General features: G+C 41.4%; 16 protein-coding genes. 11 read left to right on the top strand and 5 right to left on the bottom strand.

Annotation, left to right across the window (positions count from 1 at the left end; all coding sequences use genetic code 11):
* The first annotated feature begins 26 nt into the window (after positions 1–26).
* Genes WAA86_RS07895 through WAA86_RS07880 form a run of 4 tightly spaced genes read left to right on the top strand, consistent with a single transcriptional unit; the run spans position 27 to position 2,152 of the window.
* Positions 27–659, top strand: a complete 633-nt coding sequence (locus WAA86_RS07895) for a hypothetical protein (protein ID WP_337300457.1) — start codon at positions 27–29, stop codon at positions 657–659.
* On the top strand, positions 659–1,384 hold the full coding sequence (locus WAA86_RS07890; RefSeq protein ID WP_337300456.1) for an SCO family protein: 726 nt from the start codon (positions 659–661) through the stop codon (positions 1,382–1,384). The genes WAA86_RS07895 and WAA86_RS07890 overlap by 1 nt, the downstream gene beginning before the upstream one ends.
* 1 nt (position 1,385) lies before the next feature.
* A complete protein-coding gene (locus WAA86_RS07885) occupies positions 1,386–1,919 on the top strand; it encodes a DUF420 domain-containing protein (RefSeq protein WP_337300455.1) in 534 nt (177 codons plus the stop codon).
* A 14-nt stretch (positions 1,920–1,933) separates the two neighbouring features.
* On the top strand, positions 1,934–2,152 hold the full coding sequence (locus WAA86_RS07880) for a hypothetical protein (protein WP_337300454.1): 219 nt from the start codon (positions 1,934–1,936) through the stop codon (positions 2,150–2,152).
* A 105-nt stretch (positions 2,153–2,257) separates the two neighbouring features.
* Here WAA86_RS07880 and WAA86_RS07875 read toward each other — a convergent pair whose 3' ends face one another.
* Entirely contained in the window at positions 2,258–2,410 is a 153-nt protein-coding gene (locus WAA86_RS07875; protein WP_337300453.1) for a hypothetical protein, read from the bottom strand.
* Positions 2,411–2,536: 126 nt separating this feature from the next.
* Between WAA86_RS07875 and WAA86_RS07870 the strand changes: the two genes are divergently transcribed.
* Genes WAA86_RS07870 through tsaB form a run of 6 tightly spaced genes read left to right on the top strand, consistent with a single transcriptional unit; the run spans position 2,537 to position 8,961 of the window.
* Complete coding sequence (locus WAA86_RS07870) at positions 2,537–3,238, top strand: ABC transporter ATP-binding protein (RefSeq protein ID WP_337300452.1); 702 nt, start codon at positions 2,537–2,539, stop codon at positions 3,236–3,238.
* On the top strand, positions 3,231–4,460 hold the full coding sequence (locus tag WAA86_RS07865) for an ABC transporter permease (RefSeq protein WP_337300451.1): 1,230 nt from the start codon (positions 3,231–3,233) through the stop codon (positions 4,458–4,460). Before WAA86_RS07870 ends, WAA86_RS07865 begins: the two co-directional genes overlap by 8 nt.
* Position 4,461: 1 nt before the next feature.
* Positions 4,462–5,724 carry an ABC transporter permease gene (locus WAA86_RS07860; RefSeq protein ID WP_337300450.1) on the top strand — a complete coding sequence of 421 codons (1,263 nt, stop codon included), beginning with the start codon at positions 4,462–4,464 and terminating at the stop codon, positions 5,722–5,724.
* Between the two features lie 33 nt (positions 5,725–5,757).
* A complete protein-coding gene (locus WAA86_RS07855; protein ID WP_337300449.1) occupies positions 5,758–6,888 on the top strand; it encodes an efflux RND transporter periplasmic adaptor subunit in 1,131 nt (376 codons plus the stop codon).
* Between the two features lie 30 nt (positions 6,889–6,918).
* A complete protein-coding gene (locus WAA86_RS07850) occupies positions 6,919–8,268 on the top strand; it encodes a TolC family protein (RefSeq protein ID WP_337300448.1) in 1,350 nt (449 codons plus the stop codon).
* A gap of 18 nt (positions 8,269–8,286) precedes the next feature.
* Positions 8,287–8,961, top strand: a complete 675-nt coding sequence (gene tsaB, locus WAA86_RS07845) for a tRNA (adenosine(37)-N6)-threonylcarbamoyltransferase complex dimerization subunit type 1 TsaB (protein ID WP_337300447.1) — start codon at positions 8,287–8,289, stop codon at positions 8,959–8,961.
* Here the strand turns inward: tsaB and WAA86_RS07840 are convergent.
* The 3 genes from WAA86_RS07840 to WAA86_RS07830 all read right to left on the bottom strand — a co-directional run bounded on the left by WAA86_RS07840 (position 8,958) and on the right by WAA86_RS07830 (position 12,934).
* Complete coding sequence (locus WAA86_RS07840) at positions 8,958–9,776, bottom strand: mechanosensitive ion channel family protein (protein ID WP_337300446.1); 819 nt, start codon at positions 9,774–9,776, stop codon at positions 8,958–8,960. The genes tsaB and WAA86_RS07840 overlap by 4 nt on opposite strands.
* 74 nt (positions 9,777–9,850) lie before the next feature.
* Positions 9,851–11,902, bottom strand: a complete 2,052-nt coding sequence (locus WAA86_RS07835; RefSeq protein WP_337300445.1) for a thioredoxin domain-containing protein — start codon at positions 11,900–11,902, stop codon at positions 9,851–9,853.
* A gap of 129 nt (positions 11,903–12,031) precedes the next feature.
* On the bottom strand, positions 12,032–12,934 hold the full coding sequence (locus WAA86_RS07830) for a NifU family protein (RefSeq protein ID WP_337300444.1): 903 nt from the start codon (positions 12,932–12,934) through the stop codon (positions 12,032–12,034).
* Positions 12,935–13,057: 123 nt separating this feature from the next.
* Between WAA86_RS07830 and WAA86_RS07825 the strand changes: the two genes are divergently transcribed.
* Positions 13,058–14,047, top strand: coding sequence for a PorP/SprF family type IX secretion system membrane protein (locus tag WAA86_RS07825; protein WP_337300443.1), 990 nt, complete (start codon positions 13,058–13,060; stop codon positions 14,045–14,047).
* 43 nt (positions 14,048–14,090) lie between these two features.
* On the opposite strand, the gene WAA86_RS07820 is transcribed toward WAA86_RS07825, so the two are convergent.
* Complete coding sequence (locus WAA86_RS07820) at positions 14,091–15,269, bottom strand: vWA domain-containing protein (protein ID WP_337300442.1); 1,179 nt, start codon at positions 15,267–15,269, stop codon at positions 14,091–14,093.
* Between the last annotated feature and the right edge of the window lie 169 nt (positions 15,270–15,438).

The raw sequence follows: 15,438 nt of genomic DNA, 5'->3' as shown, positions 1-15,438 counted from the left end.
TTTATTTTTGTACCCTACCATATAGTATGAAAAAAGTATTCGTTTTAGTTGTTTTGTTTATACTTCCCATAGTTGCCTATCTCTTTTTTGCATCTGGTATAAATAATTTTGGAAAGCTTCCCATACTGACAGAGAATGTCTCCGATATTTCTGAAATAGACCCGACGTATACCCTACAGGATAAAATTACCATACTTGGCTTTTTGGGTGAGGAGGTAGCGCTTAAAAAGGGCAATGCTTTCAATTTGAATCAAAAAATATACAAACCATTTTACGAATTCAATGATTTTCAGTTCGTCATGGTCATGCCCAAGGGCACAGAAGGCAAGGTGGAGGAATTAAAGAAAGATCTAGGTAGTTTGGGAGATATTTCCAAGTGGAAGTTTGTCTATGGGGAACCCAATGAAATCAGGACCTTGTTCGCTAGCTTGAAAACAGATATCATTTTAGAGGAAAACCTGGGTACCCCCTTTGTGTTTATTGTGGACAAGGATAAAAGCCTAAGGGGAAGAAAGGATGATGATGGAAATGGCACCAAGTACGGTTTTAATACCACATCCGTAGCCGATCTGAACAATAAGATGGAGGATGATGTTAAGATCATCTTTGCAGAATATCGCATGGCCTTAAAGAAAAACAACGCCGAAAGAAGCAACTGATGAAGAATAAATACACCTATGTTTGGGTTTCATTGATTGTGCTCATTTTTGGAATCATTTTTATACCCAGGATCGTAGATCGGGTAAAGAGCGGAACCGTAGTACAAAACGACCGAATGAACGTTAAGGACAATAGTGGGTCCCTATCGTATATAGAATTCAATGGTGAGAAAAGGAGGGTGCCTCCATTCTCTTTGATTAACCAGGATAGCCTTAACATTACTGAAAAGGATTATAGGGGAAAAGTATACGTGGTGGAATTCTTCTTCACAACCTGTCCCAGTATCTGTCCTATAATGAACAGGAATTTGGTGGAGATTCAAGAGGAGTTCAAGGATTTCGAAAACTTTGGCGTGGCTTCTTTTACCATCAATCCTGAATATGATACCCCATCGGTCTTAAAGAAATATGCAGAAACCTATGGGATAACCAATATCGATTGGCATTTGTTGACCGGCAGCAGTGGGGAGATCTATGATCTGGCCAATGACGGCTTCAATATATTTGCGGCCCAGACCCCGAATGCCCCGGGAGGTTTTGAACATTCAGGCCTTTTTGCGCTTGTGGATAAAAAAGGGTTTATCCGGTCTAGGGTAGATGAGTTTGGAAACCCGATTATTTATTATAGGGGTACCATTACAGAGTCTGAGGGACAGAACGACCAGGGAGAACAGGAACAGATTGCTATTTTAAAGGAGGATATTAAAAAATTATTGGAAGAGTAGGATGGATGCTATTACTGTAAGAGAAAAGAAATTTAATAAACTGATAACTTTGGTATCCATTGTAATACCAGTAGTGGTTGCCATATTGTTTGGAGTAAAATTGCCAAACGTGGAGCCTCTTTCGTTTTTGCCTCCAATTTATGCGTCCGTCAATGGTCTGACCGCCCTATTGTTGGTGGTGGCCGTATGGGCCATAAAAAATGGCAAACGCAAGTTGCACCAAAACTTGATGACCACCTGTATTGCGCTTTCCCTAGCGTTCTTACTGATGTATGTGGCCTATCATATGACCTCTGATTCCACTGTTTTTGGTGGGGAAGGATATATCAAGGTGGTTTATTATTTTATTCTGGTCACCCATATTGTGCTGTCCATAGCCATCATTCCATTGGTGTTGAGGACCTATGCCAAGGCCTATCTTCAGAAATTTGAAGCGCACAGAAAATTGGCCAAGATTACCTTTCCTATTTGGCTCTACGTGGCCGTTACCGGGGTCATTGTATATTTAATGATATCACCTTACTATAGCTATTGATAAAAGAAGACGCTATGCAAAATAAAAGTATCATAACCATCCTTGTACTACTGGCGTTTTTGTTGCCCCAATTTGCTGAGGCCCAGTGTGCCATGTGTCGTGCTGTCCTTGAAAGTGAGGCTGATACTTCCGCGGCAGAAGGGATCAATAATGGTATTGTTTATCTTATGGCGGTGCCCTATATCCTGGTTGCCGGTTTGTTCTATTTCATTTATAGAAAAATGAGATCCTAGATTCATAGCGGATCTTTCTGTTCTTTACTGCCTTAATAATGCTCTCCATAGGCTGGAGCACTCCGCAACCGATAGATTTTCTTTTGTTCAAATAATACTGAAAATTTATGGGATTCCCTGACTGCAGGATACTTCTTGGGGTCCGTGCTTCCCGTTTTCTCCAAGACCCAAACCATGTACCTGTTGGCGGGCCTTTTTATTTTCATACCTCCCCCTAGAGCGCACCATGACCACATAAAAGATTCCGGAATAATTCAAAAAGCTGGCTTTTAAAAGAATAATAAATATCCCATTTGAAAATAATTTAGCCCAAATGTTGTAACAAATTGGATTCATATGAGTCCTATCAGCGTATTAAAACGCAAACACCCAATACAATTTGTTATGATAGAAATTAAAGATCTTCATAAATCCTATAAGATGGGAAGTAATGCTCTCCATGTTCTAAAAGGTATCAATTTTTCTGTAGAGGAAGGTGAGTTGGTCGCCATTATGGGTTCTTCGGGATCTGGGAAATCTACCTTATTGAACATTTTGGGTATGTTGGATGAATTGGATGAAGGTTCCTATACTTTGGATGGGGTGCCAATTGTGAATCTGAACGAAACCAAGGCGGCCAATTATAGAAACAAATTTTTGGGCTTTGTATTTCAATCTTTCAACTTGATCAACTATAAAACAGCTTTGGAGAATGTTGCCCTGCCCCTGTATTACCAGAAAGTCGGCAGAAAAGAGCGACAGGAAAAGGCCTTGAAATATTTGGAACAGGTAGGTCTTAAGGAATGGGCCGGACACTTGCCCAATGAATTGTCCGGTGGACAAAAGCAACGTGTGGCCATTGCACGGGCCATGGCGGCCGAACCCAAAGTGTTATTGGCGGATGAGCCAACAGGAGCCCTGGATAGTAAAACCTCCTATGAGGTGATGGATCTGATCCAAAAAATTAATGATAAAGGCAATACCATTTTGATTGTTACCCATGAGCCAGATATTGCCAATATGTGCAAGCGTATTGTTCATTTGAAAGATGGGGTGATCTTGGAAGATAAAAAGGTTGAACAAGTAAGGGCTGCGCAATATGTTTAGTAGGGACAATTGGAAAGAAATTTTCCAGACGATACAAAAGAACAAGCTACGGACCTTCCTGTCCGGTTTTACCGTGGCCTTGGGTATTTTTATTTTTGTGGTCCTTTTTGGTTTTGGAAACGGACTTATCAACACCTTCGATGATTTTTTTGGAGACGATGCCACCAACGTATTTTTTGTGTTTCCGGGGAGGACCACAAAACCATACAAGGGCTATAAGGCCAATAGACAGATAGAATTCGACAATAGCGATTTGGCTGACATCGAGAAAAACTTCCCCATGTTTTTGGAATACTCCACACCGAGGATCTCTAGAAGTAGCTTGGTAAAATATAAGAATGATTCCAACAACTATTCCAATAGAGCGGTAGGTCCTGCCCATCAGTTTGCAGAGAAGACCATCATGATGAAGGGTAGGTACCTGAATGAGGCTGATATCATTGACAGAACCAAATATGCGGTGATTGGAAGGTTGGTGGAGCAGGACCTTTTCGGTTCAGAAAATGCCATAGGCAACTATATTGACATTGGCGGAAGTGCCTTTATGGTCATTGGCGTGTTTCAGGACGAGGGTGGCGACAATGAGGAAAGAATGATTTATATTCCATATACCACACGACAGCTCATAGAAAAGAATACAGATAAGATAGATCAAATTATCGTTGGGTTTAAACCGGAAATTGGATATGTCGGTGCGATGGCCTTCGACAGGAGTCTGACGAGGTTCATCAAGGATAAGAAAAATATCAGTCCAGATGACGAGAGCGGCATCTTTATACGGAATATTGCCGATCAACTGAAGCAGAACCAACAATTTGCCCGGGTACTGCAAATGATAGTAGCTTTTGTGGCCTTTGGAACTATTATAGCCGGAATTATTGGAATCAGTAATATTATGGTGTTTGTGGTAAAGGAACGCACCAAGGAGCTTGGAATTAGAAAGGCATTGGGTGCCACTCCAAAATCTGTTATTGGCACCATATTGTTGGAATCGGTATTTATAACTACCGTTTCCGGGTTTATAGGGATGATCTTGGGAATCGCCATTTTAGGCTCCCTTGGGGATACCTTGAAGGATTACTTTATCACCAATCCATTTATCAATTTAACCATGGCGATTTCCGCCACTATAGTATTGATTTTCTTTGGAGCACTTGCAGGCTATTTACCTGCCAAGAGAGCTGCCGATATTAAACCAATTGTAGCCTTAAGAGACGAATAACATGCGATTTATATTTGACAGAAATACATGGCAGGAAATTTACGGTTCTATAAGTAAGAACAAGACCCGTACCATCATCACCGTAGTGGGTGTTTTGTGGGGTATCTTCATTTATATCGTTTTGTCGGGAGCGGCAAAAGGACTGGACAATGGTTTTGAAAAACAGTTCGAAAATGTGGCTATGAACAGTATGTTCGCTTGGGCGCAAAGCACCAGTATGCCATACAAAGGATTTAAAACGGGGAGACAACTACAACTGAAATTGCAAGATGTAACCGTACTGGAAAATAGGATTTCAGAGATACAATTTATCGCACCTAGAAATGTAAAAGGAGTTTTTGGTAGCGGTCCGGCCCAGATTATTAGGGGAACCAAGTCTGGTAATTACGCTGTTTATGGAGATTATCCTGTATTGACAAAGATAGCTACCAAGAAGATATATGACGGGGGCAGGTTCATCAATGACGAAGATATAGACCAAGCAAGAAAAGTTTGTGTCATAGGAGAACGTACTCAAAAGGAACTGTTTGAAAAGGATGAAGACCCTATAGGAGGTTTTATTAGGATAGACAATGTGTTTTTCCAAGTTGTTGGGGTGCACAAATTTACGCCTGGTGGTGGTTTTGAAAGCGATTCCGATATCTACATTCCATTCAGCACATTTAGAAAATTGTACAACACCGGTGAAGATGTTTCTTGGTTGACGATTGCAGCTTTTGACGATGCAGATGTGATACAAGTGGAGAAGGATGTAAAAACGCTACTAAAAAATATTCACAATGTTAACCCAGATGATGAGAGGGCTTTTGGATCCTTCAACTTGGGTGAGATTTTTAACAGAATTGTTGGCTTTGCAGAAGGGTTGACCTTTTTGTCCCTTGTGGTAGGTGTTGCCACTATTTTGGCCGGGGTCATAGGCATTGGCAATATTCTTTTGATCTCCGTAAAGGAAAGAACCAAAGAACTTGGGGTCAGGCGCGCTCTGGGCGCAACGCCAAGAGAAGTACGGTCCCTAATTATTTTGGAATCGGTCCTACTAACAATGATTGCTGGGGTGATAGGGATCATCATGGGTGCCGGAGTACTTAGCCTCATCAATACGTTAACACAGGACTCAGATTTTCCATATGCCAATCCAACAGTCCCGATCCCCTATGTTTTGGGAGCCTTGGCCATCATGGTCATCTTGGGTACCTTGATAGGCTTGATACCGGCACAGCGTGCGGTCAGCATTAAACCTATTGACGCATTAAGAGAAGAATAAACTAAACTATATCATTAAATAAATACGAACAAAATGAACAAAATTGTAAAATACGTATTGATAGGAGTCGTAGTGTTGGGAGCATTATGGGCTGCGGCATTTTTCGTTAAATCGAATAGTAAATCCGCCATTACATACGAAACAAAAAACCCTTTTACGGCCAGTATAGAAAAGAAGACCGTGGCCACAGGGAAAGTTGTTCCAGAAGATGAGGTTCAGATCAAACCTCAGGTGTCTGGGATAATCGATAAAATATACCTCAAAGAAGGCGCCAAGGTAAAAGCTGGGGACCTGATTGCGAAAATTAAGGTAGTTCCCAATGAGCAATCGCTGAACCAGGCTAGGGGAAGGGTAAAGAACGCCGAAGTGGCATTGAACAATGCCAAAATTGAGTACGATAGGAATAAAGTTCTTTTTGATAAAGGGGTGGTTTCCAGCCAAGATTTCAACACCCAACAATTACAGTATGACAGGGCTAAGATTGAATTGCAGAATGCCCAATCCGACTATCAGATTATCCGTGTGGGATCTGCCGGTGGTTCATCAACAGCGAATACCAATATTAGGGCGTTGGTGTCCGGAACAATTTTGGAGATACCTGTAAAAGAGGGAGACCAGGTGATCCAAAGCAACAACTTCAATGATGGGACAACCATAGCCACTATTGCCGATTTGAGTGTGATGATCTTCGAAGGAAAGGTAGATGAAGGTGAGGTAGGAAAGTTGCAATTGGGCATGCCCTTAAAAATAAGTCTTGGGGCTATTGATGATAAGGAATTTGACGCCAAACTTAGATTTATTGCACCAAAAGGTGTGGAAGAGGCAGGTGCTGTTCAGTTCAAGATAGAAGGTGATGTTACCGTAGAAGATGATTTTCTGATCCGTGCCGGGTATAGTGCCAATGCATCCCTTGTTTTGGAAAAGAAAGATGATGTCATGGTAATTCCCGAAGCCTTGTTGCAATTTGACAAAACAACGGATGAGCCCTATGTGGAAGTGTCCACTGGAGATCAGAAATTTGAGCGTAGGGATGTCAAAATAGGAATTTCGGACGGAGTGAACGTGGAAATTGTAGAAGGGCTTACCAAGGACGATAAGGTGAAGATTTGGAATAAGACAGAACCTATTAAGCAAGGAACTGATGAGGAGGAAGAAACAAACTAAACTAGTTCAATCATCAAAAAACAGTTACCAATGAAAGTTAAATTAATTATAGTTTTAGTCCTTTTTTCCATAGGATCTGCTTCGGCACAAATGAAGAAATGGACTTTGCAGGAGTGTGTTGAATATGCCTACGAGAACAATTTGACGATTGAACAGTTTGAATTGGATTTGAAAAGTGTAGAACTGGATAAATCTGATGCGATTGGAGGCTTTCTGCCAAGCTTGAGTGCATCTTCAACAGTGTCCGGGAACACAGGATTGTCTTTTGATCCTACCAACAACCAACCAGTAACCACGACCATTATTACGGCTTCAGGAGGATTGTCTTCTTCCGCTGTTCTGTTTGATGGACTCAGGAATATACACAGATTGAACCGTGCAAAACTTGCGGCAATTGCCAGCCAATACAGGTTGGAGGATTTGAAGGACGATATAGGGTTGGCGGTGGCCAATGCGTATTTGCAAATTTTGTTGAACAAGGAATCCTTGATTGTGTTTAAGGCACAATATGCCGTCACAGAACAGGATTTGAAACGCACCAAGGAATTGGTAGAATCGGGGGTTCTGCCCAAAGGCGATTTATTGGAGGTAGAAGCTACGGCGGCCAACCAGGAACAACAGATCGTAAACGCGGAGAACCTTGTGTTTATTTCCCGTATCAATCTGGCCCAATTGTTACAGATCACGGATTATGATAATTTTGATATCGTAGATCAAGAATTTATGGTGCCTCCGTCGAATATTCTGGACAATTCGCCAAAGACCATTTTTGACAAGGCCCTTACCTTCAGAAATGACATAAAATTATCTGAATCCAATGTGGATGTGGCCGAAAAAGATCTCGATATTGCCAAGGGCGCACTTTATCCTACCTTAAGAGGTTTTTTCAATTATAATACCCGATACTCTGATCAGCCTACCTTCGATCCTAATACCAATACTTTTATGACCACTAGTTTTGGTGACCAATTGTGGATGAACGATGGTATTTCCTATGGAGCACAATTGTCTATCCCCATTTTCAATGGTTTCAGTGTAAGAAACAATATAAAGCGGTCAGAAATTAATGTAGATAGGAATAAACTTCAGTTAGAGCAGGATAAGTTGGCTTTAGAGGCTAATGTTAACCAAGCATATGCTGATGTGAAAAATACATTTAAATCGTATGAGGCTGCTCAAAAGACCTTGGAGGCGAGAAGAACTGCTTATGAGTATACAAGGGAGCGTTTTGAAGTAGGACTCATGAATGCCTTCGATTTCAGTCAGTCCCAAGCTAGGGTAGATAATGCCGAGGCGGATTTGATACGTACAAAATATGACTATATTTTCAGGTTAAAGGTATTAGAGTTTTATTTTGGTATTCCAATAACCATAAACTAAAGTATATTTGTAGCCATTATGGCTTTGATATTAAATTTAGAGACCGCAACAACCAATTGTTCGGTTAGTTTGGCGCAAGAAGGAAAGGTACTAGCGATCAAGGAAAATGATAGTGCCAATTATTCCCATGCGGAACAGTTACATAATTATATAAAGGAAGTCTTGGAGGAGGCTTCCTTTTCTTTACAGGATATTGATGCCGTTGCGGTAAGTAAGGGTCCAGGATCTTATACCGGACTTCGTATCGGTGTTTCTGCTGCCAAGGGATTGTGCTTTTCCTTGGAGGTGCCACTTATTTCAATTCCCACCTTGGAGAGTATGGCCCACCAACTTGTGGTATCCCAGGATCACTTAATTGTTCCCGTATTGGACGCACGAAGAATGGAGGTGTATTCTGCAGTATATGACCGTGATTGGCAAGAAATAAGAGCTACCGAAGCTGAAATAATCACCCCTGATTCGTTTCGGGAATATTTAAAATCCCATTCCGTTCATATCATAGGCAGTGGGGCTGAAAAGTGCAGGGAGATCATCCAGCATCAAAATGTTGTCTTGGATACCAAGGTAGTACCATCGGCAAGGGAGATGGCCCAGTTATCCCAAAAAAAATTCGAAGCAAGCGAATTTGAAAACGTCGCTTACTTCGAACCCTACTACTTAAAAGATTTTGTATTGCAGCAGAAGAAGGTTTAGGCCTTGTGCATAACCCTTTGTGGAAATGGTATTTCAATTCCTGCGGCATCAAACCTATATTTGGCTTGTTCCATAACATAAAAATGGGCATCCCAGAAATCAGGGTTCTTGGCCCAAAAACGTAGGGATAGGTTCACAGAACTATCTGCCAAGGCATCCACATAAACTACCGGAGCTGGATCCTTTAAGATGGTTTCATTTTCTGCACAGATCTGCAATAAAATGTCCTTGGCCTCTTTTATGTTGGCACCGTATCCAATACCCATGGTAATCTTATCACGTCGGGTTTCCTGTGCATTGTAATTAATGATATTGTTATTGGACAATTGTCCGTTTGGAACTATGGCAATCTGATTTCCGAAGGTGCTCAGTTTTGTAGTGAAAATGGAAATCTCGGTAACCGTACCGTCTACCCCTTGGGCCGAAATAAAGTCCCCCACTTTAAAGGGTTTGAAGATCAGAATCAATACACCACCGGCAAAATTTGCCAACGATCCCTGTAGGGCCAATCCAACTGCAAGTCCGGCGGCACCCACTATGGCTACCAATGAGGACGACTGTACGCCCAATTGCGTTATCACCAATACAAACAACAGAAATTTTAGGGCAACGCTGATAAAGCTTTGTAGGAAGTGCTCCAGAGCTTTGTCAAATTCTTGTTTCTCAAAGAATTTATGGACTAGTTTATTGATTATTTTGACCACCCATAACCCTATGAATAGGATGAGCACGGCAGCTATTAAATTTGGTAAAAACTCAATGGCCCATTGGGTCAAATCACTCGCGTATTTTTCTACTTTGTCAATTTCTATCATATACTTTTTCTAAATTTTAACACAAAAAAACAAAAAATAGGGTCTCCTATCAAGTTTATGGGCTTAAAGTACTGTTAATCCTTGTTTCCGGCATTCAGCTGTGATAGGGCCTCTTCAATGGTGTTTACGGGTAATTTGCAACTTGTATCTTGGCAGAGGTAGATGGGGGTCTGGTGCTCCACGAATCTATTTTGCAATACTAGTAGCGTACTTGTAGCTTCTTGACTACCTGCCACCAAGGCCTGCGGGAGATAATGGCCATTGATTTCTGTTCTTTTGTCTTCTGCTTCGCTTCCGATAATGGCAATTTCATAAAAGTCAAAATGGTGGTATAATACCAAATGTAACCAATGGGCGTGGCCCTGGGCATTTTTGGCAAAATTCTCCTGAACATTCAAAAGCATTTGTTGGGCAATGGTACTGTAGGCTTCAGAAGGGAAAAGTTTTCCAAATTTAAATAAACAATTGGCCATGATACTATTGGAAGCGGGTATGACATTATCGGATACCTCCAAGGACCTTCGTATTATAAAATCATCATTTTTTGCAGTAAAAAAGAACAGGGCACTTTTATCATCATAAAAGTTTTTGATACAATGGTTCAGCAATGCCTTGGCTTTTAGCAACCACTTCTCTTCAAAACTGGCTTCGTAGAGCGCAAAAAAGGCATCTATCAAGGCAGCATAATCTTCTAAAAAACCGGATATGGTACTTCTGCCATCTTTGTGGTTGTGAAAGAGTCCGTCTTCCTTATCGGTCAAATGTGTCAGGATGAAATTTGCATTCTTGATCGCAAGTTTTAAATAGTCATCGTTCCTTAGGTATTTGGAGGCATCCACCAGGCCTTTAAGCATCAATGCGTTCCAAGAGGTCAATATCTTATCATCCAATCGGGGTGGGTTCCTTTTGTCCCTTTCCTTTATTAAGATTTTTTTGCAGCCCTCTATAATATCACCCAATGCCGTAACCGTCAGTCCGTGTCTCTCCGCAATTTCCATATCGGGTATATCTTTGATCAGCACGTAGTTTCCATGCTCCCAGTGCCCATATTCATTGATATTGTAATAATCCTGGAATACGTTATAATCATTTCCCAGTAATTGCTGCAGTTCAGTTTTTGTCCATACGTAATAGGCTCCTTCCTCCAGCGTTCCTTCCTTGTTTAGACTATCAGCATCCAAAGAAGAATAGAAACCGTAGTTTGGGGCCATAAGTTCCCTGGTCACAAAGTTGATCGTTTCTTCGACGATCTTTTTGTAGAGGTCGTTTTGGGTCACAGCAAATGCTTTGGCATATACACTAACCATCTGTCCATTGTCGTAGAGCATTTTTTCAAAATGTGGAACATGCCATTTTGTGTCTACGGCATATCTTGAAAATCCACCCCCGATATGATCAAAAATACCCCCATTGGCCATGCGGGTCAAGGTTACATTGACATAGTCATGTATAGCTTCGTCCTTGGTCACATGGGCATAATGTAGGAGGAAATCCAAATTACAGGGCATCATAAATTTTGGTGCCCGTTTATGTCCGCCCAAAAATGTATCGAAATAGGATGACCATAGCGCAATGGCCTCCTTTAAATTTGGCATGGAGATTACCGGAATTCCCTCTTTTCTCTCCACCAAATTGATGGTACGGATTCCTTCGGCTAAATTTTCGGCATATTGTATGACCTTTTTGGGTTCCTTCTGATACAAATCCCAGAGTTGTTTCAATACGGTCACCCAGTCCTGTTTTTTTACGTAGGTGGCGCCCCAAAAGGGTTTGCCGTCGGGAAGGGTCACTACATTGAGGGGCCATCCGCCACTGCCGGTCATCATTTGTAGGGCTTCCATATAGATATGATCAATATCCGGTCGCTCTTCCCGGTCTATTTTGATGCAGATAAAGTGTTCGTTCATGACCGCGGCTACGGCCTCATCCTCAAAACATTCGTGTTCCATGACATGGCACCAGTGGCAGGCAGCATAGCCTATACTGACCAAGACCAATTTGTTTTCCTTTTGTGCGCGATCCATCAGTTCTTTGCTCCATGCCTCCCAGTGTACCGGATTATGGGCGTGTTGGAGAAGGTAAGGGCTGCTCTCATGAATGAGGTTGTTGGTGTGTTTGTGGGCCATAAGAGATAATGCGTTTGGAGTTGTTCTAGCTATGAAGGTACAAAAGAGGGGTTTATAAGACATAAAAAAGCGCCTATAAAAGGCGCTTTAAAAATTTTGTTGTTAACACGTATTTGATTTTCCTAAAAATTAACCGTTAAGGGCAACCACCTCGTTGATCTTATCACCCATCATATTCTTTAACATATTCTCAATGCCGTTCTTTAAGGTAAAAGTGGAGGAAGGGCAACCACTGCATGCTCCCTGCAAAACAACATTTACCGTTTTGCTTTCCGCATCGTAGGATTTGAAAAGTATGTTTCCACCATCGCTGGCTACGGCAGGTTTTACGTATTCTTCCAGGATATCTATGATTTTTTTGGAGGTGTCGTCCAAATTGTCCGTATGGACTTGGCTGGAAGGAGCTTCCGCTTTTTGTTTGGCAACACTGGTAGCTGAAACCACTTCTTTACCATCGGCAAGGAATTCTCTGATAAATTCCCTTATTTCCAAGGTGATGTCATTCCAATCTGCAACGTCGTATTTGATTACGGACACATAATTCTCATCAAAGAATACTTCCTTGACAAAAGGAAACTTAAAAAGGGCAGTTGCCAATGCAGAATCTTTGGCTTCATCAATATTTTTGAACTCAAAAGCGGTAGGTACCAACATTTTATTGGATACAAAACGCATGGCTGCAGGGTTTGGTGTGTTTTCTGCATACACTGTCGCGGGAACCTTTTTCTGGTCCAGTTCTTCATGGACAATAGGGGCACCGCTGTTGAGGTATTCTACAATCTGTTGTGCCACTTCATCGCGGACATCGGACCACTGTACAATATCATAACGCTCCAAGGCAATAAAATTACCAGAGATATAGACTGTTTTTACGAACGGAAGATAGAATAATTGCTGGGCCAAGGGTGAATTCTTCGCCTGATCAATATCCTTAAATTCATAATTGTTGTTTTTGGTTATGAAATGGTTGGTCTCAAATTTTAATATCTGTGGGTTGGTAGTTTCGTATATGGTAATGGTGTACTCCTTCATAAGAAAAATATTTTATGCAAAAGTACAAAGGAATTCCTATTTTACCCACTTTATACTAATGTTGTATTTCATCCGTTATATTTTATATTTGGACGGTTTAGGAATATTTACCCCATTTTTTAGATGAAACGACTTCTTTTAGCTTTGATGGCTTCTTTTGCTCTTAGTACACCAGCCATGGCACAGGAAGGAATACCGGTGTATTTTGACTACCTCGCGGACAATTACTATTTGGTCTATCCATCCATGGCGGGGATCAGTGATGGGGGTAAAATTAGACTTACGGCAAGAAAGCAATGGTTCAATGTAGATGAAGCTCCAAGCCTTCAGACTTTTAATGCCAATTTCAGGGTTGGTGAAAATAGTGGATTGGGGGGAATATTATTTAATGATGCCAACGGTTACCACTCCCAAACCGGATTTAAAGGAACTTATGCCCATCATTTGAAATTAGGAGGCGATGCACGGTTTTTGAACCAATTGTCATTTGGAGCCAGTGTTGGCGTAATATTGAGCAGCTTGGATGAAACCGAATTTAGATCCATCGTTCCAGATCCCTTGATTACGGGCGTTAAAAATACGGCTGCCTATTTCAATGTGGATTTTGGCTTTTCATATAACTTTTTGGAATTTTATGCCCATACCGCAGTATTGAATGCCCTGGGAAGTGGGCGTGATCTATACACGGCTCAGGAGTTCGATAACCTAAGGAGATATTTGTTTTCAGTAGGGTATGTTTTTGGAAAAAGAGAAATTCAGTTGGAGCCTTCCGTATTGTTCCAGATGACCGATTTTACGAAAGAAAAAACAATTGATATCAACACCAAGGTTTACAAGACTGTGCCTTTTGGTACTATTTGGGGTGGTTTGTCCTACAGAAGAAGTTTTGATGGGGCCCAATTCCAGACCAATGGTGATTTTGGACAACAAAGATTACAATTGGTAACACCCATTGTAGGTGCCAACATAGGTCAGTTTTTGGTGTCCTATAACTATTCATACCAAATGGGGGATATCAGATTTGACAATGGAGGGTTCCATCAGATCACTTTAGGGTACGACTTTGGTCAGGCAGAAAAGAGGTTTGATTGTAAATGTCCGGCTGTCAATTAAAAACAAGCCTATCGCTTTTGGGCCATAAGCTTGCATCTATGATCTACTCCCAAGTATAATTTTTCTTCATGGCCTGTTTCTTTATGGCCGATAAAAGTGCGTTTTCCAATGCTCCCTCAGAGGGATCTTTTTGGTTTTTTGCCAAATAGGCCTCGCGCTTGGAATTGAGCGATTGTATTTCTTTTTGGATCTTATCCCGTTCTTGCTTCTTGGTTTGTATGAACTGGGCTATTTCTTGGTCCGACTTGTTTTTTAATTCTTGTGGCAACTGCTCTTTATTAACTTTTGAAACGTCAAAATCGGCGCTTTTGGAGGCGTCCACTAAATCCCATTCTGAATTGCTGTACAGTCTGGAACTTTTGCTCACCGCTCTTTTTACCATAACAGCTTCTTCTAGAGCTTCTGCATTTTGGTCCTGTCTGCTCTGCATGGCCATTTTTGATGCTCCCAAAGCGCCGTAGGAAATATAGGTTTTGTTAAGTCGGGCATTCAATTGTATGATCACCTCGTCATAAGGAGTGACCATATGCACTACTTTTCTGTTGTGGTCAATGGCCATATATTCCCCACCCGTCATTGTTGCCCCATGCTTCCATTTGGTGGAGATGCCTTGCTCGTAATCACCACAAAAGATGGTATTGACCACAATGTCCTTTTCTTTGGCATTGGTGGCAGCGTCCCAATAATTCAGTCGGCCTTGGGTAAAGGGTTCGTTCCCTGCAATAAATATAAGTTTTAGATCGTCCTCATTTTTGCCCCATTCCAGCTGGTTCAGGGAAGTCTGTATGGCCTGCCCGCAATATTCCTCTCCGCCATTGGTGGTTAGGGAAAAGAGCTTTTCGGAAATCTCATCCAGATCACCGCTAAAACCAATCACCTGCCTAATGTATCCTTCTTTGGGTGATAGATTGTCATTACCGTACTCGTAGATGGCAATTTGCAGTTGGGGCCTAGTGTCATTGCCACATTTAACATAGCCGAATTTGTTCACGACATCCCACAATTGGGCTTTTGCCTGATTGATTAGGCCATCCATGCTATTGCTGGTGTCCAATAACAGCGCTATTTTAACTTTTGGTCTAGATTTGGTTTCCAGTTTTTTTAGAGCTGGGGAATACCCTAGTGATACAGGATTGTCCTTTGCTGGGGTAGAGGCACCATGGGCATTGACCATACTTATCGTCAAAATGCCCAAACTGATTGTTAGTATAAGATTTTTCATTTCTCTGGTTTTTGATTAATACTGAATTGTCCTTAAAACTAAATCCATCTTTTTATTTATAAAACCTACAATGAGTGAAGCATACATTGCAATGAGGGAACGCACCCTATGGATGTGTAAAGCGGGTATAGGATGCCTAAACTTGTCAAGAATCCGGATTTTCACATTT

Origin of the sequence: Sediminicola sp. 1XM1-17, assembly GCF_037203765.1 — a bacterium.
Classification (GTDB): domain Bacteria; phylum Bacteroidota; class Bacteroidia; order Flavobacteriales; family Flavobacteriaceae; genus Sediminicola.
Note: the sequence above shows the minus strand (reverse complement) of the source record. Positions and strands in the feature narration are given on the sequence as shown.